The sequence below is a fragment of the Burkholderia sp. MBR-1 genome (assembly GCF_013822785.1).
GTDB classification, from domain to species: domain Bacteria; phylum Pseudomonadota; class Gammaproteobacteria; order Burkholderiales; family Burkholderiaceae; genus Burkholderia; species Burkholderia vietnamiensis.
This window is the reverse complement of the sequence record NZ_CP053611.1, coordinates 685,249-706,948: the sequence shown is the minus strand read 5'-3', so window position 1 is coordinate 706,948 and position 21,700 is coordinate 685,249. Positions and strand designations below refer to the sequence as shown.

The 21,700-nt window shown below is 61.2% G+C and carries 16 protein-coding genes; 14 read left to right on the top strand and 2 right to left on the bottom strand.

Annotated elements, in window-relative coordinates; all coding sequences use genetic code 11:
- Nucleotides 1-51 precede the first annotated feature (51 nt).
- The 6 genes from MBR110_RS27655 (at nucleotide 52) to tssJ (ending at nucleotide 9,800) form a co-directional block, all read left to right on the top strand.
- Complete coding sequence (locus MBR110_RS27655) at nucleotides 52-1,164, top strand: hypothetical protein (RefSeq protein WP_181709539.1); 1,113 nt, start codon at nucleotides 52-54, stop codon at nucleotides 1,162-1,164.
- The gene (locus MBR110_RS27650) at nucleotides 1,161-4,691 is read left to right on the top strand and encodes an ImcF-related family protein (RefSeq protein WP_258570000.1); all 3,531 of its coding nucleotides are present in this window, start codon (nucleotides 1,161-1,163) and stop codon (nucleotides 4,689-4,691) included. The genes MBR110_RS27655 and MBR110_RS27650 overlap by 4 nt, the downstream gene beginning before the upstream one ends.
- Nucleotides 4,688-6,268, top strand: a complete 1,581-nt coding sequence (gene tssA / locus MBR110_RS27645) for a type VI secretion system protein TssA (RefSeq protein WP_181709538.1) — start codon at nucleotides 4,688-4,690, stop codon at nucleotides 6,266-6,268. The genes MBR110_RS27650 and tssA overlap by 4 nt, the downstream gene beginning before the upstream one ends.
- Before the next feature lie 11 nt (nucleotides 6,269-6,279).
- Nucleotides 6,280-8,094 (top strand): type VI secretion system baseplate subunit TssF, encoded by a 1,815-nt coding sequence (gene tssF / locus MBR110_RS27640; protein ID WP_060123102.1) that lies wholly within the window; start codon nucleotides 6,280-6,282, stop codon nucleotides 8,092-8,094.
- The gene (gene tssG / locus MBR110_RS27635) at nucleotides 8,091-9,188 is read left to right on the top strand and encodes a type VI secretion system baseplate subunit TssG (RefSeq protein ID WP_059696856.1); all 1,098 of its coding nucleotides are present in this window, start codon (nucleotides 8,091-8,093) and stop codon (nucleotides 9,186-9,188) included. The genes tssF and tssG overlap by 4 nt, the downstream gene beginning before the upstream one ends.
- An 81-nt stretch (nucleotides 9,189-9,269) precedes the next feature.
- Nucleotides 9,270-9,800 (top strand): type VI secretion system lipoprotein TssJ, encoded by a 531-nt coding sequence (gene tssJ, locus MBR110_RS27630; protein ID WP_155624669.1) that lies wholly within the window; start codon nucleotides 9,270-9,272, stop codon nucleotides 9,798-9,800.
- Nucleotides 9,801-9,816: 16 nt separating this feature from the next.
- On the opposite strand, the gene MBR110_RS32665 is transcribed toward tssJ, so the two are convergent.
- Entirely contained in the window at nucleotides 9,817-9,939 is a 123-nt protein-coding gene (locus tag MBR110_RS32665; RefSeq protein ID WP_407061761.1) for a hypothetical protein, read from the bottom strand.
- On the bottom strand, nucleotides 9,911-10,300 hold the full coding sequence (locus MBR110_RS32660) for an integrase core domain-containing protein (RefSeq protein ID WP_155626609.1): 390 nt from the start codon (nucleotides 10,298-10,300) through the stop codon (nucleotides 9,911-9,913). The genes MBR110_RS32665 and MBR110_RS32660 overlap by 29 nt, the downstream gene beginning before the upstream one ends.
- A 184-nt stretch (nucleotides 10,301-10,484) precedes the next feature.
- Between MBR110_RS32660 and MBR110_RS32655 the strand changes: the two genes are divergently transcribed.
- From MBR110_RS32655 to MBR110_RS27590, 8 genes are all read left to right on the top strand, one after another.
- Nucleotides 10,485-11,414 (top strand): contractile injection system protein, VgrG/Pvc8 family, encoded by a 930-nt coding sequence (locus MBR110_RS32655; RefSeq protein ID WP_408913051.1) that lies wholly within the window; start codon nucleotides 10,485-10,487, stop codon nucleotides 11,412-11,414.
- Between the two features lie 38 nt (nucleotides 11,415-11,452).
- Complete coding sequence (locus MBR110_RS32650) at nucleotides 11,453-12,838, top strand: DUF2345 domain-containing protein (RefSeq protein WP_408913050.1); 1,386 nt, start codon at nucleotides 11,453-11,455, stop codon at nucleotides 12,836-12,838.
- Nucleotides 12,839-12,912: 74 nt separating this feature from the next.
- Nucleotides 12,913-15,201, top strand: a complete 2,289-nt coding sequence (locus MBR110_RS27615; RefSeq protein ID WP_258569999.1) for a M23 family metallopeptidase — start codon at nucleotides 12,913-12,915, stop codon at nucleotides 15,199-15,201.
- A gap of 19 nt (nucleotides 15,202-15,220) precedes the next feature.
- A complete protein-coding gene (locus tag MBR110_RS27610; protein WP_148278615.1) occupies nucleotides 15,221-15,757 on the top strand; it encodes a hypothetical protein in 537 nt (178 codons plus the stop codon).
- Between the two features lie 329 nt (nucleotides 15,758-16,086).
- Nucleotides 16,087-16,455 carry a hypothetical protein gene (locus MBR110_RS27605; RefSeq protein ID WP_148278614.1) on the top strand — a complete coding sequence of 123 codons (369 nt, stop codon included), beginning with the start codon at nucleotides 16,087-16,089 and terminating at the stop codon, nucleotides 16,453-16,455.
- Nucleotides 16,452-16,712, top strand: coding sequence for a PAAR domain-containing protein (locus MBR110_RS27600; protein WP_083854929.1), 261 nt, complete (start codon nucleotides 16,452-16,454; stop codon nucleotides 16,710-16,712). The genes MBR110_RS27605 and MBR110_RS27600 overlap by 4 nt, the downstream gene beginning before the upstream one ends.
- A 2-nt stretch (nucleotides 16,713-16,714) precedes the next feature.
- On the top strand, nucleotides 16,715-18,064 hold the full coding sequence (locus tag MBR110_RS27595; protein ID WP_176315266.1) for a hypothetical protein: 1,350 nt from the start codon (nucleotides 16,715-16,717) through the stop codon (nucleotides 18,062-18,064).
- The gene (locus MBR110_RS27590; RefSeq protein WP_181709536.1) at nucleotides 18,045-21,617 is read left to right on the top strand and encodes an ImcF-related family protein; all 3,573 of its coding nucleotides are present in this window, start codon (nucleotides 18,045-18,047) and stop codon (nucleotides 21,615-21,617) included. Before MBR110_RS27595 ends, MBR110_RS27590 begins: the two co-directional genes overlap by 20 nt.
- Nucleotides 21,618-21,700 lie beyond the last annotated feature (83 nt).

The following is a 21,700-nucleotide window of genomic DNA, read 5'->3' as shown; positions in this document are numbered from 1 at the left end:
GAACTCCCGCCTCCCAAACCGCCGCGTCCGATTGACGGGCGGATATGGTTGATGGCGTTTTTTGCAATTCTTGGCTTAGGTGTGGCCGCATTCTTGTTTATGTGGCCACGGGGGCGAGCGACGCATTCGGAGACGTTTTGGATTCTGCTTTTTGGCCTTCCGTCAAGCTTGTTCGCCGTGCTTTTTGGCCTGAGGCTCAACCGGTGGGAGCAGGAGAAGTTGGAGTACGAAGAAGCCGCATGTGAGAACAACAGACTGATGTCTTTGTGGCGCGGGTGGGCCAACGGCCATGTCGAGGTGGTCCATGCAACGACGATACTCGGCGGTATCAGCAATACGGAAGAGTGGGAACGTCCCGACGCAGCACTACCCGTCAATCTGGACCGTCCATGTGGAATTGCGGTGATCACTCTGATGGACGAAGATCAACGCAGGAAGACACTGTTCGAGTTGATTTTTGACCGTCTGTCGGAGTATTTGGTGCAGACGCGGAATCTCGAAATCGTTTTATTGCTAGACGAAAAGTGCTTCGACGATCGCGAGAAATGGGAAGAGGCCGCACGTACAGTTTTTTTGCAGCCGGGGTGCCGAGTGGCAGTTGAGACGCTCCCCGCTTCCACCGAATTGGCAAGCCTACAGGCGCGAATCGATACGGAGGCTGCGCGTGCGAAATTGTTCGTCGCCTGTCAGCTGTGGCATGAAGCACAGGCGAAGCCATACAGCGAGGGCGTGGCTGCCATTTTGCTTCAGCGGAAGGCAAGATCGAGTCATTTGCGCCAGTCGGACGTACCCTCAACGGGCCGACGCGTGCTTCGTCCTATGGTGTCTGGACTGGATGAGTTCAAAGGCGACTTCCGTCAGCTTCTGGACATGCAGTTGGCGAACGAGAAAGTCGAGTACGTGTGGCTTTCCGGATTGGGGGACGAGATGTGCTCCGCAGCGCAGGTGGAAGCGGGCAACCATCCCGTCACAGACGGCGCGTGTGTACGCAACGTCGATGCCGTACTTGGGATTCCGGGGCCCGTCAGCTCTTGGATCGCGCTAGCTCTGGCGCTCGATATTGGGTCACGCACGGGATATCCGCAGTTAGTGGCAGTAGGCGACAGCGGGACGCGGGCCCTGATGTGTGCCGTGGCGTCAACAAAAAAGGACGTATCGAATTGAACAACAAGTATACGTGGGGCAGGTGGCTGATTTTTGTCGGTATTGCAGTCATTGCGGCTTCCTTCGTCTATTTGACTGTTGATGGTGCGCAGTTAAATCAGTGGTTTTCGAAGTACGGAAAAATCCTCAGCGTGGCCACTCTTGTGGTCTTGTTTTTGTTGGCGGTCGCTTTGCCGCAGCGGCGGCAGGTTCGTCAATATCTACATAGCAAATCGCGGACGCAAGGTCTTGAGCCGCCGCAGGCCGAGGCGACTGTCGAAGACGCTCAATCTCGCAAGGCACAGTCTAGTGCCGATAACCTTCGAAGCATCCTGACCGACCGTCACGGCTGGCGCTGGCGCTATCGCGAACGATGGGTGCTAATCGCAGGCGACGCCCCACTGATTAAGCGCTTGGCGCCGGACCTCGTCGACACCGGTTATGCGATCACCGGCAATGCGATTCTGCTGTATGCGAAGCAAACGAGCGACATGCTCGACACTGATTGGCTCAACCAGATCCGCCGGTTGCGTCGCCGGCGCCCGGTCGACGCGGTCGTCGCTGTGACGCGCAACCGCAGCTCGTCCAATTCTCAATTCGACGCAGACAGTCTCGCTCAGCGCCTTGCACGGCACGCGCGCGTGCTGCGTTGGGCCGCGCCCACCTATCTGCTCAACGTGACAGATTTTGGCGGCGAAACCTCTAGTCCCGACGAGGCCATCGGCTTCACGTGGGCAAACGCGCGCGTCAACACCAACGAGATCGACGCATCGTTGCGGGACTTGGCTTTCAGCCTCGCTGACGCGGGTGTGGTGCGTTTGACGAACGATGGCCACGACCGCTACCCAGCCGAGCTGTCTGTGCACATTACTAATCTGTGCAGCGCGCTGTCGGGGCTGGTGCTACAAACTTCCCAATCACGTGTCTGGCGGCATGCGGTCCATGGTTTGCTGTTTGCGCCGCTGTTCAAGGAAAGAGAGTTGGCGCCTGCCGTGCCCGCCGACGCAAATGATGACGAGCCAGCCGTTGGGCCGCAACAGCGCACGATCTGGCAGACCGTCGGCGAGCACAGCCGCAAGATTCACGGCCGCCGCGTAGGCTTCTCGTTTTCTACCGCGGCCGCATGGTTCGCGACGGCCCTCATTGGTTGCTGGATCGCCGGCACGATGCTGTCGGGATTCGTCAACCGCGTAACGATCCAGAACGCAGCAGACACGGTCACGAATCTCTCCGTGGTGCAGGACCGCACACGGGCTTTGCAGGGCCTTAATGACCTGGACCGACAAGTTGATACGCTCGAAGTCCATCAGCGCGAAGGCGCCCCATGGACGTCGAGGTTCGGCCTGAACCGCGATGAAGCGCTGCTCGACGCGCTCTGGCCGAACTACGCCGACGCCGCAAGCCGCATCCTCGTTGGTCCGATCCGTCAGGAACTCGAACAACGCCTGCACCAGCTCGCGTCCCTGTCCGATGCCCAAATCGCCAGCGGCGGCAATGCGCAGGTTCAAGCCGCCTACGACACGCTCAAGGCGTATCTCATGCTAGCGAAGCCGCAGCGGGCTGTCGCTGCATTCCTGGCACCGCAACTCGTCGCGACTGCCGCACCCGCCCGCCCCGCAAACTCGTCGCTGTCGTCGGGCAGCTGGGAAGACTTGCGCCATCACACGATCGCGTTTTTCGCGAGCCATCTCGGCCGGGACACTGCATCGAATGTCTCCGCGCTTGCGATCGTGCCCGACGGCAACCTGATTGCGTCGACCCGCCAAACGGTAATTGGCGTGCGCGGCATCCAGAATTCGACGGATGCGCTCTACCGCCAGATCGTCGACGAAGCTACGCCCAAGTACTCGCCGATTACCCTCGCCACGCTGCTCGGCGACACGACGAGTCGTGGCCTGTTCAACACGACGGCGAACGTCCCCGGCGTTTTCACGCGCGCCGCGTGGGAAGAACGCATTTCGAAATCGATCGACGACGCCAGCGCGCAGCGCGACGTGTCGGGCGACTGGGTGCTGTCTGACGCAAAGGCCAGCAACCAGACGCCGTCGACGCTGAAGGCCGAACTGCGCCAGCGCTACTTCGAGGATTACGCGCGCGCGTGGGCGCTATTCCTCAACAGCCTGCGCTGGCAATCTGCACCGACGCTGTCGGCGACAGCCGATCAATTGACGCTGCTGGGCGACCCGCAGCGCTCGCCGCTCGTCGCGTTGATGAACGCGGTCGTCTACCAGGCGGGCACGGGCGCGAATACGCAGTCGCTGTCGGACAGCCTGATCAACAAGGCGCAGCAGCTCGTCGGCGCGACGGAGAAAGATCCGGCGAAGCAGGCCCAGCCGCCGCTCGCGCCGCTGGCCGCCGCCTTTGGTCCGATCTTGCGCTTGACCGGCAGCGATCTGGTGTCGGGCGCCCCGGCAAACGGCAAGGCAGCCGCGCAACTCGCCGCGACCGGCGACCTGAGTCTCGCGCGCTACCTCGAGCGCGTGACCGCGATGCGTCTGAAAGCATCGCAAATCGTCGCCGGCGCAGATCCGGACGCGATCGCGCGCCTCGCTGCGCAGTCCGTGCTGCAAGGCAAGACATCCGACATCGCCGACAGCCGCGACTACGCGAGCCGCGTGGCCGCGAGCCTCGGCGAACAATGGTCGGGTTTCGGCGAACTGCTTCGCGCACCGTTCGATCAATCCTGGCAGGTCGTCGTGCAGCCGGCCGCATCGAGCCTGAATGAAATCTGGCGCACCGCGATCGTGGCCGACTGGAACAAGACGTTCGGTGCGCGCTATCCATTTGCAGACTCGGACAACGACGCGTCGCTGCCCGAAATGGCGCGCTTCATGCGGCCCGACAACGGCGTGATCGCGCAGTTCGTCGCGACGCAGCTGGCCGGCGTCGTCGAACGGCAAGGCGACCGTTGGGTGGCCGCGCAAGGGGCCGACCATGGGGCGTTGACGATCGATCCATCCTTTCTGAACGCGCTGAACAAGCTGACGCGCATCTCGACCGTGCTGTTCCCGTCCGGCGACGCGCACGTGCACTACGAACTGCAAGCGGTACCCACACCGGGCGTGACCGACATGAAGTTCGTGCTGTCCGGCCGCGAACTGCATTACTTCAACCAGAAGCAGGAATGGATGCCGTTCGAATGGCCGGGCCAGTCACTGGAGAATCTGTCGCACATCGAATGGCAGACCGAGCGCGGCGGCCTGCGCACCGCGCTCGATTCGCAGGGTCGCTTCGGCCTGATCCGGCTGCTGGAGCGCGCAAAGGTGTCGCAGCAGGACAGCGCGCGCTATCTGCTGACCTGGACGCCCGATACGAGCCAGGGCATCCCGCTCAAGGTTCAATTGCGCAGCGAGGCCGGCGCGGGTCCGCTCGACGTGCTGCAACTACGCAATTTCACGTTGCCGGCGCGAGTTTTCCTGACGGGTTCGGCCAAGTCGGGACCGAAACTTTCGGGCGCGAGTCCGCCGCCGCTGCCTCGGTCGATGATCGAAGCGGCGACGCATGCCGCGGTACCGCTCCCGCGTGGCGCATTGTCGGAGGTCGAATGAAACTCGGCGGACTGTTCCAGAAGCTTTTCCCTGCTCGCGTCGACGCCGAGCAGTTGGTGCAAGCCAGGCTCGATGCCTGGAATGCATGGTTGCTGCCGTTTGCGGGCGACGGCGGCGTCGGCCGCGACCCAGGCTACGAGGACGTGTTTTTCGAACTGCGCGAGGAGACGCAGAAGCTTTCCGGCATCGACGACGGCCTCGTCGTCAGGTCCTGCGAGCAGTTGCTCAAGGAAACTGGCAAGGATCTGCGTCTGGCCGGCTACTACGCATTTGCGCGGCTGCGGCAGGACGGCCCCGCAGGCTTCGCGGACGCGCTCGAACTCGCGGCCGCGCTCGTCGATCGTTTCGGCGAGGCCGTGCTGCCCGCGCGCGCGGAGGCGAAGAAGGGCGCGCTCGAAATGCTCGCCACCGCACGTGTGGTCGACCTGCTCGACAGCCGCGGCGTATTCCTTCCGGCCGACCTCGAGCGTGCACTTGCCGCGCTCGATGTGCTCGTCGCGGGGACGAGCGCATGGCCGGAAGCCGCGCGTCCGAACCTGCAACCGCTCGTCGCGCGTTTCGAGCGCAGCGGCGAACCCGTGCGCAGCGCGGAGGCGGAAGCGGTTGCGTCGACGATACCGTTCGCGTCGACGTCGACGAGCACCATCGCATCGACACGCGACCTGCTGGATCAGGCGCGTGCGATGGCGGTTTGGTTGCGCGATCAGGAGAACGGCTACTTGCCGTCGGTCCGGCTCGTGCGCAGCGTCCGCTGGGACACGCTGCACGAGGTGCCGCCGACGGACGCCGCCGCACGTACGCGGCTCGTGCCGCCTCGCGGCGAGCTGCGCCAGCAGATGAAGCGGCTGGTCTTGCAGAAGCAATGGCACGAACTGCTCGAACGCGTCGAAGGGGCGTTCATGGAGGGCGTGAATCACCTCTGGTTCGATCTCCAGTATTTCCAGCACGTCGCGCTCGACCATGTCGGCGCGCCCTATAACGCGTGGAGCGAGCTGCTGCGCGCGGACTTCGCGCTATTCCTCGAGCGCCTGCCCGGCATCGAGCGGCTGGCATTCAACGACGGCACGCCGTTCGCCGAAGACGCGACGCTCGAATGGATTGCGCGCCACGCGGTCGTGCGCGACCTCGAAGCGGGCGAGGCCGTGGCGCCGTTGCCGGTGTCGGCCGATAGCGAAGGCGATGCCGGCGACTGGCCGGAAATCGAAGCGCAAGCGCGGGATCTCGCCGTGCGCGAAGGCGTGGAGGCGGCATTCGCGTGGCTCGAGGCGCTGCCCGGCATGAAGACCGATCGTCATCGCTACCTGCAGCGGCTCGTGATGGCGCGCCTGGCCGATCATGCCGGCCGGCCCGATGCCGCGCACGCCCTGCTTGCCGAACTCGATATGCATGCGCGATCGCTGCCGCTGGTCCGCTGGGAGCCGGCGCTGGTTTTCGAGGTCAAGCAGCAACTCGTGCGAGCGTTGAAAGCGATGAGTGCCCGCAAGGACGCCGACAAGCCGACGCTTGCGCGCCGCATCGGCGAACTGCAGGCCGAGCTTACCGTACTCGATCCCGCTCGGGCACTGACACTTTCATAACGACACGATCAATGGAAAACGACGATCCGATCCTGCGCTACTACGAAGCGGAAATGCGCTACCTGCGGGAGTCCGGCAAGGAGTTCGCGAAGGCGCATCCCGACCGCGCGCGCCTGCTCAACCTTGATCGCGTAGGCGATCGCGATCCCTACGTCGAGCGATTGTTCGAAGGCTTCGCGTTCCTGACCGGCCGACTGCGACAGAAGCTCGACGACGAACTTCCGGAACTGACCGAAGGACTGGTGAGCCTGCTATGGCCGCACTATCTGCGGATGATTCCGTCGCTGTCGATTGTGGAGCTCGTGCCGCTCGCGGAAAAATTGCAGAAGACCGAAGTCGTGCCGGCGGGCGTGCCCGTGCGCTCTGCGCCGATCGCGGTACCGGCTGCGGCTGGTGGGGAAGGCGCGATGCCGAAGACCGTGCAATGCGTGTACCGAACCACACAGCCCGTGACGCTGCAGCCGGTCGCGATCGCGCACGCGAGTCCAAGCGTACGTCACGACGGCCGCTCGGTGATCCGCCTCGGCTTCACGCTCGACGAGTCGGCACGCCGCACGGAAACTGATTTGTCGCAACTGCGGTTGCACCTGAGCGCGGACCTGCCGACCGCGTTCGCGATGCACGTCGCGCTCACGCGCCACGTCGATGCGATCCATTGGCGGATACCGGAGATTCGCGACGGCGAAGCCGTGCCGCTCGACGGCGTGACGATCAAGCCGGCCGGGTTTTCGAATGAGGAGCGGCTGTGGCCGAAGGCCGATGCTGCGTTTTCCGGGTATCAACTGCTGCTCGAGTACTTCACGTTCCGCGAGAAGTTCCTGTTCGTGGACCTGTGCGGACTGGACGTCACGAAGCTGCCGGAGCGCTCGACGCAGTTCGAGCTGGAGATCGTGCTGAAGCATGCGTATCCATCGGACCAACGCTTCAGCGCTGAAAACGTGCGGCTATTCTGCTCGCCCGTGATCAACCTGTTCGAGCTGGATGCCGAGCCGATCGAGATCGACCATCACGAAACCGAATACCGCGTGGTGCCGGCCGGGCATCAAGGCGAGCACGTCGAAACGTATTCCGTCGACGCGATCGAAGCGTTCGACCACGAAACGGCCGAGCGGTATGAATACGTGCCGTTTGCAACGTTCCGCCACCGCGGCGGCATGTTGCGCCACGAGGCGCCGGAGCGGTATTTCCACACGCGTGTGCGGCCGGGCGTTTCCGGGCTGCACGAAACGTGGGTGATTCTCGGCGGCCATGCATGGGAAACGATGGACGCGCTGCCCGAGGAAAGCCTGTCGCTGCGCGTGACCGGCACGAACGGGTTGCTGCCGCGCAAGGGACTGCGCGAAGCGAGCCTGAACGAGCTCGCGACCAGCACGCAAAACGTCGCAGGTGTGCGCAATCTCGTTTCGCCGACCTTGCCGCTGTATCCGCCGACGGAAGACCGCTTCCAGTGGCGCGTGCTGTCGCATCTCGCGCCGAACTTCCTGTCGATGATGAACGCGGAAGTGCTGCGCGGGGCGCTCGCGCTGTACGACTGGACCAACGACGAACTGAACCGCCGACGTCTCGCGGGCATCTTGTGGGTGTCACAGGAACTGATCGAGGAAGTGTCGGGCGGCGCGGTCGAGCGAGGGGTGTCGATCGAGGTGACGCTCGACAGCCACGCGTTCGCCGGCGACGGCGACGTGATGCTGTTCGGCGAGCTGCTGCACCGATTCTTCGCGCTCTACGCCGACATCAACCTGTTCACGAAGCTCGCGATCGTCAGCCTGCCGGCGCAGGCGCGCACCGAATGGCCCCGCAGCAAGGCCGAGCGGGCGCCGCTATGAAGCCGCAGAACTTGCCGAATCTCGACCCGCTGGTCGCGTCGTTGATGGCACGCGCACCGCTGATGAACTTCATGCAGCTTTGCCGGCTGCTCGAGCTGCGTGTTCCCGAGCGGCCGGGGTTCGGTACACGCGATGCGCTGGAGCACGAATCCGTGCGCTTCCGGCCGCGACCGCGTACGGGTTTTCCGGCGGGCGAGGTCGCGTCGGTCGACTTCGATGACGAACGGCCCGATGCGCCGCCGACCGTGCGTACGACTTTCATGGGGCTATACGGCGTCGATGCGGCGATGCCGTCGCACATGATTGACGACATCGTGCTGCGCGAGGATGGGCACGAAGTGGTCGAAGCGTTTCTCGACCAGTTCAATCACCGCTTCGTCACGCTGCTGTACCGTGCGTGGAAGAAGTACCGTTATCCGGAGAGTTTCCGCGACGGCGGAGCCGACGCGCATTCGCGCAGTCTGCTGTGCCTGGCCGGCTTCGGCTGGGGCGACAAGCCGCAGCGCGCAGGACTGCCCGATTCGCGGATGCTCGCGCTGCTGGGCTTGTTGATTCAGCGAACGCGAACGCCCGAAGGTCTCGCAGGCGTCGTTGCGCTCGCGGTGCCCGGCGTCGGTGTGCGGGTCGACGAGTTCTTTCCGGTGCTCACGCGGGCTGGACGGCCGCGGCCACTGACTTCCGCGGGCCATGCCCCGGTGTCCGACGGCGCTGCTCGCCGGGGGCTCGGGGGCGGCTACGTGCTCGGCCGCAGGCTTGCCTATCGCTGTCGCGCGGTGCTCGTCACGGTGCAGCCGGCCGACGCGCGACAGGCCCAGGATCTGCTGCCCGGTGCTCGGCTGCATCGAGAGCTGATGGCGGTGGTGCGGTTGTATGTGGGCGTAAAGGCGGACGTTCATCTGCGTATGGAGATTTCTTCGCGACATGCGCCCAGGCCGGCGATCGGGTCAGCCTTAACGGATCCGTCGCCGCGCCTCGGCTGGACGACCGTTCTGCCGGGCGATGAAGAGCGCTTTATCAGCATCGCACTCGGCGTCTGCGAAGCGTTTCCCGCGCCCAGGCCAAATCCGCGCCACACCGCGTCGCATGCTGCGTAATTGCTGCCAGCAAGAAGGCAAGGCCGCCCACGGCCGCCGTGCTTTCCCCCGGTCCAATACATGACAATTTCAGGAACGTCGATGTCCATCCGTTTCGTTGCTTCATCGCTTGCTTCTCTCGCGCTGCTGTCAGGTTGCGGCGCATGGCAGTCCGTCTCGGACGCGTCGTCCAGTGCATATCACGCCGTGTTCTTCAAGCAGGTCAAGGTGCTCAACATCGATCTGTCGGCCCGCGAAGCGCTGAATCCCGATGATGCAGGACGCCCCACGTCGGTTGCGGTGCGCGTGTATCAGCTTAAAGACCGCAAGATGTTCGACGGGGCGTCGTACGAGGACCTTTTGCGGAACGACCGCACGGTGCTTGCGCAGGACCTGCAGACGAGTATCGGTGCCGTGCTGAACCCCGGAGCATCCGCGAGTCTCACGCAACCGATGCAGGCCGACACGAAGTACGTGGCAATCGTCGCGTTCTACCGGAACCCCGGCGATGGCGACGGCTGGAAATACGTGATCGAGAAAAAGAAGCTCGGCGCGGACAAGCCGTTGAGGCTTGAGCTGGTCGACCAGTTGCTCATTGCGTCGGGCGATGCGCGTCGGAGCATTTCGCGATAGTGGCCTGCCGTCGGTATTAGCCCGAACTGCCGTTAGAGTTCGCGGCTAAAGACTGGTGTTTTGCATCGCGCGCATGAGCGAGCTGCACAGGCGTCAGATAGTCGAGTGAACTATGTGGCCGCTTGATGTTGTACTCGATACGTCGTTCCTCGATCAGCCACTTGGCTTGGCGATTGAGACGAATAGTGCTCCTCGTTCAGGCATTCATCGCGGAACTGCCCGTTGAAGCTCTCGATATAGGCATTCTCCACCGGCTTGCGGGGCCGAATGAACGGCGGCGTGACTCTGGCTTCGTAGCCCCGTGCAGCCAGCACCTTGCCAGCGAACTCTGGCCCGTTGCCGACCGTGAAACGCGTAATCGACAGCAAGAAGCTCGATGCCGAAAAGCCGCTCAAGCTTACGCTTAACGAAGAATCGATCGAGTTACAAGCTGACGCCTCGACGACACGGAGAAGATCGCCATGAAGGATCTTTTTGTTACGGTCAATGCCAAGTGACAACCTCGTTATTTCGATAAATATCGTGGTCCTGAAATAACTACTGTCAGGTATCGTCAAATTCGGATCGGTCCGATGGACTTTGTTTCCGAGACTTGATGTACTTGTAAGAAGTCGACGGCGTTGCGTCCCCAACCTCTTGACGGGCAACTTTGTCAGTGTGAAACCACTCGATCCTACGGCGACCATGCAAACTATCCAGGACGTGCTTGCTCACCCGAGCGCGATCGTCACACAGCCTCTTCATCTCGAGATAGCGACGCTGCAGTCGCCCGTTTCTGTGTTTTCGTTTGTCCTGACGGAAGAAATGAATGCACCGTTTGTCGCGGACATTACCGTTACGTCGAAGGACAAGCATATCGACGGCGCCGCCGTAGTCGGGCGCCCCGCCATCTTCACGATTGAAGAACATGCGTCGGTGCCGTCATTGTCCGAACTGATCAATCCTTTCCAGCGTGCAGCGCGCACGGTGCACGGCATCGTGACCCAGTGGACGCGGATCAAGACATCGCGCGATGAGGCGACTTACCAGGTGCTTCTCAAGCCGCGTCTTGCATTGCTCGAGCAGGTACATGATTCGGCGGTGTTCCTTGATCGGTCGTTTCGCGAACTACTGACCGACACGATTATCGACCGCGAACTGTTTCAATCCTACGATGTCGAGTTCGAACTGGATGGACTTGATGCGAAGCTGGATCAGACCGTCATGTACGAGGAGACGGTTGCGAATTTCATCGACCGGCATTGCAGGCGTGCCGGTGTCTTCTATTACTTCAAACACGCAAAGAAGGAAGACGGACCGCAGCGGGACACGCTGGTATTCAGTAACACGGCGCGCGGATACATGCGAGAGATCGAGGTTCCGCTGCTGCCGAATTCGGGGCTCGTAAGCTGGCATGAGGCGATTCTTGAACTGAATGTGACGCGTTCGCTCGTGCCGCAGACGGTACGTGAGTGGGATCACAACTACCGGCAGCCCGATGATCCATTGCAGGTCGAGTCGGCTGTGGCTGAACAGGGCGACCGCTCGGTATACGGCAGCGTCAATCGCAGCATTGAGCATTTTCATACGGCCGAGGAAGGGCAGGCACTTGCGGATCGCGACGTGACGGGCTGATCACGCGTCAGACGCGTATCGCGGGCAAGAGCAATGTGATGGGCATGATGCCGGGCATGGTGGTGCGCGTGATGAACGACGTCACGCCCGAAGCGCCACATGGCTTCGTGATCACGAAGCTCGTCACGACAGGCAGCCGCAAGGAGTCGGTGACCAATCAGTTCGAGGCGATTCCGTCGCATCTAACCTACCGGCCCGACTATGTGCCGGAACGGCATTGGCGTTGGGTAGCTGGTGCACTTATTGGCATCGTGGAATCCGGTGACGACCAGCCGTATGCGTGGATGGACGAGTATGGCGGTTATCGGGTGCGGCTTCTGTTTACGCGGCACACTGGCAAGCGCGGTGCAAACAGTATGTCTTTGCGCTTGCTGCGTACGTCGGCCTCATATCAAGGCGGCCTGCATGTTCCATTGCTGCCGAACACGGAAGTTCGCGTCATTGCGACTCAGGGGAATTGTGATCGCTTACTGATCGCTGGGGCCACCCACGACTATGCGCGACGGGACCTGGTGCATGGCAAGGAGGGCTGGTACAGCCGTGCGGTGTTCCGCTCGCCGCTGCTTGGCAACAAGCTGCGCTTCGAAGATCTGAAAGATCACGAGGGCATTCGGCTCGCGACGGTGTTCGGGCAGTCGTCGCTGAACATGGGTTATCTGGTCGACAGAGAGAAGAACAAGCGCGGGGAAGGCTACGAGCTCACCACGCAAGGTTGGGGCGTAGTGCGTGCGGCAAAGGGGCTGTTCTGGTCGGCCGACCCGGTGAACCGGACCGCTCCGCACCTTGAAATGCAGGTCGCGATCAAACAGCTGCAGGCCGCTATTCAGCGCGTGACCGCGCTGGCCAATGCGACCGGGCAGGCAAGGGCCACGTCGGCCGATAAGGCAACGCAATCGAACCTGATGGACGTGCTGGACCAGTTGAAGGACGCGGGACTGCTTGCCAGCGCGCCGGCCGGCATGGCGTTTGTCACGCCGAAATCGATCCAGCAGGCCGCCGGCGAGAACGTGATCGTGACGGCTGGTCAGCACGCGGACGTAAGCGTGGTCAAGCGTTTTACCGTCGCCGCGGGCGAACTGATTTCGCTGTGCGCACACAAACTCGGCCTGAAAGTTTTTGCCACGCATGGCAAGGTCGAGATCCAGTCGCAGAGCGATGCGATGAATCTGGTTGCGGCCAAACAGCTGAAGCTAGCAAGTGCGGACGAAGACGTGCTGGTGGTCGCCCGCAAGAAAATCGTGCTGGCCAGCGGCGGCGCCGCACTCAAGATCGAAGACGGCACCTTCGAATTCATCGGTCCGGGAGCCTTCAAGATCAAGGCCGGATCGTTTGTGTTCCAGGGGCCCGGGAATGTCAATCCGCCATTGCCCGTTCTGCCCAAAAGCAATCTGAATTCACCCGACGACTACCCGCTTTCGCACTGAAGCCTATGATTATCAGTCCGCCTCTCCTGCTGCCCGTTCCTGCTTCGAATGATCGATCGAAGGACGATCTGTTGATGGACGAACTCGACAAGATCGCCGATAGCGGCGGCATCTATCCGGTCGCTTTCGATCGCCGATGGCATACAGGTGTGCATCTCGTTCCGTCGGATGACCGCTCGCTGCCAGTGCGAGCCATCGCGGACGGGGAGGTTGTGGCCTATGGTGTGTACCAGAAGCCAATAGCCGACGTGTTCGACGACAAGAATACCAACGCGGGATTCGTGCTGCTCAAGCACAGCAGCGAGACAGGCGAAAACCGCAAATTGACGTTCTACTCGCTGTACATGCACCTGCTTGATCTGGATGGCATGACGACCGATGGTATTCAGCCGCCTGCGGTCAATGAGCCCCACAGCATGTCCGACTGGCTCCGGCATTCAACTGGCGCGGCTGTTTCGGGCGGGGGCAGGAAGGTTCGGCGCAAGGATATCCTCGGATATACGGGGCGGTGTCAGGGCAAACGGCATCTGCACTTCGAGATCTTCATGACGCCCGGCGATTTCGATGGCTATTTTGGCGCCACGCAGCTAGGGCACCAGCAGGTCGAGACGTCACAAGGGAGTGATTGCTGGGGCCGCAGTTACTACGTGATTCCTGCGAACCAAACTTTCCGCGCGCAGCCGCCCGGCGTGGACGCGCACCACAAATTGCACGGGATCCAATTCGCCCCCAAGCAAGAAGGGCAGAATGAACATCCCTTGTACGTTGAGGTGTATTTCAACAAGGGGGACAAATTCACTAACGTCTGGAGCATTGCGGCCGACGGTAGCCGCATGCTCCTCACCCCTGCTCCGGTGTGTGAAGCACAGTTCGAATACGACTTGTACAAGCGTGCAACTGCACTGTACTCATTCTGTGCGAGCGACGGGTACGAAATGTTGCGGTTCGGGCGGATTCTTAGCCAACCGGCAACATTGCCGCCGATCCCAGATCAGGCGACGCCCGCAACCCTGAATCCGCGCGCGACATGGTATTGCATTCCGTTCGCAAGGGGACAGCAGGGATATATCGACATTAGCAAGTCGAGCATCAAGAAACTGTCGGACGCGGATTTCCCGTTCTTTATGGGGTGGCGGAAGATCCAGACGCAGACCGCACCGGTTGATCAGAACGGGCTATGGGACCTCGATAAGCTCAAAGCGCTGGTCCGCGCATCGATCTGGAACGTCGGGGCAGCCGGCAGCGGCGCGCCAGTGGCACTGCAAACCGCACAGCAGAAAAACGAGTCCATGCGGCATTACATCAGTGATCCGGACCACAAGGCGGTACAGCAGCTGTTGCATGGCTTTATCTGCGAAGCGCCCAGTGAATGGGATAGTGCCAATCTTGAACCTCGCTATCGCAACCTGCTGGACGAAGGGGAGCATTTCGAGGGAAACCAGAACGCGTACAACCAGTTTCTGGAATTCGTCAAAAAGCTTCAATTCTGGGATAAGACGGGTTTGTCTGCAGGCGGAACGGTATGGTTTTTCCATCCGCTCGCGTTCATCCGGCATTTCAGGAAATGTGGGTGGTTGGACATGCGAGAGCTGGCACAAACGGTTCCTGCCGACCAACATCGAACAATTACAACAGTCTCGCGCCTGTTCGTGAGCGAACTTCGAGATCGCCATCATCGACTCATGCGGCCGGCGAATCTATATCCCGCCTTGCCCGACACCATGCGTAAGTACGGAATCAATACACCCCTGCGGATGGCTCATTGGTTTGGGCAAACGTTTCGGGAGACCGGCTTGTTCTCGTATATGCGCGAGCTTGGAGAAGAGCCTTATCTGACAAATTACTATGAGGGACGTTGTAACACCCCGGTGCGTCGACTAATAAACGGGTCAATGAAGGTATTGAGCCCACTCGGAAATTGCAATCCCGGGGATGGTGTTCGTTTTTCTGGGAAAGGGATGATACAGCTGACAGGTGGTGATAATTACCGCGCCTATCAAAAGTATCACGGCGGGATAAATTTTACAGTTGACCCTGGGCCTGAAAACATAATTAATGACCCTCATGACGCATGCGACGCTGGCGGGTACTATTGGGCGAGCAAACAAAGGTATCGCAAAGACACAATAACAAACCGACTTGTGCCGCTTGGATCTCTGGGTGTTAATTATTGGGCTGATAGGGTTGAGATTTCAAGTTTTTATAACGTCGTTCAAATTAACGGAGCTGTCGACGACGTTACGAGATGCGTTAACTCTGTGCTTGATGGACGAGATGATAGACGGGAGTACTTCAAAAATGCATACGCTTATCTTTCGGATTTATCTGTATTTCCTAATGGGTATAAAGTTCTTCCTGACTAGGTCGTACAAATTGCGTGTCTTGGGTGGCAGTCTGCTGATGTGCTTTGCAACGGGCGCGTCGGCAGTATCCCAATGTGGTTTCACGCTGCCAGATAGGGTGGGCGCGATTGTTTTGGAAAACGGTGGTGACTGCTCTATGGTCGCACAAAATATTATAAATCCGGCTGGCTTGAATTACCTTACGTTGCTCAGCTCGAACGTAGCAGATGTGCTTTCCGATAACACGTTCCTTGTTAATGAAGGTGGCAAGCAATATTTCGTGAATGAGGATGTTGATGACTCGAATGTCACAATTAAAGTGGTCAAGCAGTATCAGGCAACACCTATCCGCGTTAATGGAATGGGTGGTTTCGAGGGGCGAGCTGATTTCTTCGTCCAAGTCATCCCCAAGGCGCAATGGAAAAATGCCGCACCGTATTCTGGTAGAGTTTCTTGCCTTATTGACGTAATCGGAGACGAATCCCGGTCCCTCAAATCTCGGTTTTGCACTCCAAATACCGCCCTGGGAAAGAGGGAATTAAAGGATTACAGATCATTTCTTCGCATGATCAAATAAGTGGCGGGCGAACGCGCCCACTCCCCTCCAAAGGTGGGGGATTGGCTGCATATCAACTTTGAATATTTTGGACGATGGGCTTTTCGGAAATCCAATCGCCTCGCTCGCGGGAATTAAATGGGTGGCAATCTGGTGAAAATTTTTTTGGCATCGATGTTTGGGCTTGGGTTCATGCTGTCAACGTCGGTATTCTCTGATGTCGGAGTCGCGAAATCCACGGATTCCATCAATATAAATGTAAAAGGAGGGGGAAAATAAATAACACTCTTCGCCATGAAACGGAGCGATCACTAAGGAAATTATCAAATTCCGATGCAAATAGGAAGGTGATGGAGATTATTACGTGGGACGGAATAGCGGGGCACGGAATGATCGTTGCAGCTCGCGAGGGAATAGGTCGATCTGCTGGTTGCGCAATCTATGAAAAAATTGGGGATTCTGATTTTGAATTTGTGAATGGCCAGCCATTCTGTTGGTTTTCCAATCCATCGGGTGAATCCAATAAAAATTCCTTCAGTATAAAATTCACTGAAAAAATTAGGCAATCACATGACGGCCCACTGAATGATATGTGGTTTGAACTATTTTGCGATAGGCGCGCCGGAATTTTTTGCGATCCCTCTTCGCGATCAAAAAAGTTTAAATGTAGCAATGGATTTTCTGGGCAAGGCGGTAATAAATCGTCGGACGGCAAATGAGATCACCAATTCGTAAGGATGATGAACTGGAGCACGGCGGCCGGGTAACGGGCGGTTCGTCGACCATGGAATTCATGGGCCGACCGCTGGCCCGCAAAGGCGATGCTGCGCTCTGTGACCGGCACGGCGAAACCGTCATCGATGAGGGCGACGAATCGTTTCCTGACCAGGACGGCAGGCCAGTGGCGATGCATCTGCATCGTTGTGCGTGCGGCTGTCGGCTGATCTCGTCGTTGCAGAACGTACACATCGGCTGAGCATGCCCGTCGATCTCTCGCCAGCCGGTCTTCCATCAGCGTATCCGGCACACGGGCCGCGCTTCTGGCCGTGGCTGCTCGGCTGGCTATTATGCTGCGGGCTCGGCGCGGCCGCGGTGCTGTTGCTGTGGCCAACGGGCACGCCAGCGCGCGGCACGCGGTTCTGGCTATGCCTGTTCGGCATCCCGAACGCCGTGTTTTTCGCAGCGCTGGCCATCGCGCGGACGATCTACGAGGCGAATTACCTCCACGCGCTGTTCCGCAACAGGCATCGCGCAGCCTGGCTCCGCGACCGCATCCTTACGGCGCAGCGGCCGCTGCAGGTGCTCGGCGCCGGCTACTGTCTGCCATTGGGCGGCAAGCCGCTACGCGAGGTACTCGCCGGGAAGACGTCACTACTGGAGGCACGCGTGCCTCGTAGCGGCACCGGTCGTGTCGTGCACAACCGTTTTGCCGATGAGGACCCCGCGCTCCGCGAAGACGCGGATGCGCCCGCTCTATTTGATACCGAGCTGCCGGAGGACCTCGACGCCGGGCATGTCGAGGCTTTCGCGCCGGTCGAAGCGCAGGATCCCCGCGCAACCGTATCGCCCGCCGTGCGCTTGATTGCACAGGCGCTGACACCTCTCGTGGAAAGCCTGCTCGCGCTCTCGCAGTACGGCGTGAAGTACGCGCCTGCGGTGCGCGTACTGACGGCCTCCGAAACGGCCCGTGTGGATGTGGAGCAGGTCGGGTTGGCACTGCAATGGGTTGGCCTGCCGGACCTCGAGTGCTTCGCCGTGCCGGCCACAGACGGTCTGATGGTGGCCGATGCCTGGCTGGATGCTCGCGATCAGCGACCGTTGCTGATCATCGCAGCGGAATGGCATGACGCGCCACAGCCGGGCAGTACTGAGGGCGCGGTCGCCGTGCTGCTCGGCCCGGGCGTGTTCCAGTTGCCCGAGCCGATAAGCGTGCTCGGCCAACTGCACCGTCCGGTCGACGACGAGCTTGATGCTCTGGATGCGGTGTTGGCGAACGGCGTGCTGTGGGGCAAAACCGATTCCGACACCGTCGCGACGGCGTGGATCAGCGGCCTGGAAGGATCGAGCGATACAAAACTGCTGGCGGCGCTGCGTACCTCCGGCCTCGCGGCCATCGCGAAACCGGAAGCCCAGCGCCGGCCCGACTCTATCATCGGGCACGCTGGCGCGGCTGGCGGGTGGTTGTCGGTTGCCGCGGCGCTCGAGGCGACCGCCGGAACCCAGCTGATTCTCCATTCACCATCGTCAACGTCGATCGCACAGGCCGCGATCCTGCATGTCAACGACCGAATGAATTACGAAGAACCTGATGATGAACGCTCGCAATAACATGCAGATTCTCGGGACGGCCGAGGCGGAGTCGACCGACACCAGCAGGCTGCTCGCCTGGGGCCCCATATTTCTGACACTGATCCTGGCCGGAATCGCTTGCGCGCTGGTGTGGTTCAAGGGTGACCTGTTCGGCGTGCTCACGCGCGAGGCGAAGCTCGGCGCATCAGTCTGGATTTTCCTGGCGCTCGTGGCGGTGCTTCTGTTGCACGTGGGGCTGCTGTTCGGTGGAGCGTACCGCCTTGTTGGGAGGGCATTTCGCGCGGAAATTCGCGATCGGGGAGCCGCAGTAAAGCAGACGAAAAGGCTCAAACGCGACGCTCGCCTGCAGACCCTCTGTGACGAACTGCGCGCCACGCGCGGCTGGTCGTGGCGTTACCGAACACGTTGGCTGCTTCTGAACGGTACGGACGCCCTGATCGACGATGTCGCGCCGGGCCTGAAGCACGCGGGCGCGATGCCGGTCGGCGCCGTGATCCTCGTGCATGCAGCACCGGACGGCATCGATGCCGGAGAATGGCGCCGCCAGATCCGGCAGCTACGCCGCCGACGTCCCGTCGACAGCGTCGTCCATGTCACAGATGCGAACGCGCGCGAGACCGAACTGCCGCGCGCATTCGCCGGGCTCGCGACGGATCTCGGCTGGGCTGCGCCCGTGACGTTCGTGCATGCGGTACCGAGTAAGGGCGCTTCCCCTGATGCGTTCAAGGCAATCGGCGCGTTCCCTGCGTCGTCGCTCCGCGGCTCGCGAGCGGCTTCGGCATTGCGCGAGCAGCTCACCGCGATTGAGCGGTTCACTGCGGATGCGGGCGTGCAGCTCTGCGCCACACCCGCACGGGTCACATATCTGGCCCAGATCTCCCATTACATTGACGAACAGTGCGAAAGCATCATCTCGGGCTGGAATGCACTATTCGCCTCGCACTGGCATCGGTCCCAACTGACCGGTGTAATGTTCGCGCCTGTCTTCGAGAGTACCGTCGCTGCGCCGGCGCCCGTCCCACTGGCATCGACTGCGCTGGCCGGGGCGGAAGCGTTCGTGTCGGCGGGTACGCAACGACCGGGCCTGCTCCAGAATCAACCGGCCGCGTTGCTACCAGCATGGCAAACCATCGCGCTCCGGCGCGGGACCGGCCGGCGGGTCGGCTTCTACTGGCCCAACGTGCTGGCATGGTCGGTGATTGTCGCTGCAGTCGCGTGGTGCGTGTGGATGACCGTATCGTTCGTCGGCAACCAGCAGCTCGCACGCGAAGCGCAAGCGACGGCAAATGCTGCGATCAATACCCGGCCGCAGACCGCAGTGGCCTGGCGCGCACAACTCGCGTTGCAGCAGTTGATCGAAAAGCTCGAGTACCGCCAGCAGCATGGCGCGCCGTGGTACTTGCGCGGCGGCCTCTCGCGCAACGACGAGGTGCTGGCGGGTTTGTGGCTGCCATATCGGACTGCTGCGACCCGCAACTTGCAGACGCCCGTCATGCAGACGATTGACGATCTGTTCAAGGCTGCCGGCCAGGCGCGCGCCGATAGTCTCGAATCGCAGGACACGCGTAGCGGTACCTACAACGCGCTGAAGACGTACTTGATGCTGGGCGATCCATCCCGTGCCGAACCGGCGTTCCTCAAACGCATGCTGGTGTCCCTGTGGCCGCGTCCGGTCGAGATGCCCTTGGGTGAGCGTGACGATACGGGGCAGCGGCTGGCGGGGTTTTATGCCGATCACCTCAAGGTGCATCCTGAATGGCGCATTGCACTGAACGATGGTCTCGTGACATCGACTCGCAATATGTTGCTCACCCAAATGGGACTCGCGTCGGCTGACGATACGGTCTATCAGGGCATCATCGAAGAGGCGAAAGGCAAGTACGCAGATTCATCGCTCCAAACGCTGCTTGCCGGTGCGGATGCTCATGGCCTGTTTACGGCCGCGCAGACAGTGCCGGGTATATACACGCGTGCGGCATGGGACGGCATGATCGGCGCAGCGATCGAAAAGGCGGCGAGCGAGCGGCGCGTGAGCGGCGACTGGGTGCTGACCGGTGCACAACCGGCGCAGACCATCGGTAACACGCTGTCGCAGGGTGCGATCCGGACCACAGCCATGATCGACGAAAAGCGTGCGGCTGAGGAACTGAAGCAGCGCCTGACGGCCCGTTATTTCGCCGAGTACACGGCTGCCTGGCAGGGATTGCTCAATAGCGTGCGCTGGCAGCCGGCGGCGAACCTGAGCGACGCGATCGAGCAACTGACACGTCTCGCCGATGCGCAAACCTCGCCGCTCATCGCACTGATGAAGGCGGTTCAATACCAGGCGCAGGCAGGGCGGCCATCGCAAGCCCTGACCGACACGCTGGTGCGCAAGGCGCAGAGTCTGATCGGCAGTGACGACCAGGCAACGGCGCTAAGCGTCAACCCGCTCGACAAACCGTTCGGCCCGCTGCTCGCGCTGATGGGCGACGCCGGTACCGCACCGGCTACAGGCGGCGACGGCGGAGGCAAGGGCAATGCGGCGGCAAACATCGCGCTGAACGGCGTGAGTTTGTCGCGGTACCTGACGGCGGTCACGACGATGCGTCTGAAGCTGCAGCAGATTGCAAGCAGTTCCGACTCGCAAGCGATGGCACGTTCGCTCGCGCAGGCGGTGTTCCAGGGCAAGCTCTCGGAGTTGTCACAGGCGCGTGACGACGCGGCGCTGACAGCCGCAGCCCTCGGCACGGCGTGGTCCGGCTTTGGCGATGCGGCGTTCGCACAACCGCTCGAGGCAGCCTGGCAAACGATCCTGCAGCCGGCGGCGGCGAGCCTCAACGAGGCGTGGCGGGCGAGTGTCGCGGCACCGTTCAACGCGGCGATGAGCGGCAGGTATCCATTCTTTGACACGAATGCCGACGCATCATTTGCCGAACTCGGACGCTATGTGCGGCCCGACACGGGGCTGATCGCACGCTTCGTCACCACGCAGCTTGCGGGGGTGCTGAAGCTCGAAGGCGATCACTGGGCACCGAACGAGCTGGCACCGCAGGCACTACAGTTCGATCCGAAGTTTCTGGCCGGTATTCGGCAATTGTCGACGGTGGGCGCGCAGCTTTACGTGCAAGGCGATGCGGGGGAGCGCTTCGAGATGATGGCACTGCCCACTCCGAACGTGACGCGCTTGGAGCTGTCGGTCGACGGCAAACAGATCGTGTACTTCAACCAGAAGGAAAGCTGGAAGCCGCTCTCGTGGCCCGGTACCGGCTTGAATGGGCATGCGGGACTGACATGGCAGACGCTCAATGCCGGCCTACGCCAGGCATTCGATTCGACCGGTGATTGGGCATTGCTGCGCCTTCTTGGCAAAGCGGACATCAAGCAACTCGACAGCACCCGCTATCAGTTGACGTGGAACGCGGCCGCCGGAGAACCGTTGTCCTATGTGATGCGTACGCGGATCGGCGCCGGGCCGCTCGAATTGCTGAAGTTGCGAGGTTTCCGAATGCCCGAGCGGATTTTTATCGTCGGGAAAGCGGGTGCCATGCCGGTGCTGCTGCCGCCCCTCCCGCCGGAGCTCCAGCCATGAACGAACGCAGGAACAGACCGCCGGCCCTACCAGGGGAGTCCGGCGCTTCGCAGGACGTCACTGTGGACTATGGAGCGAGAGTG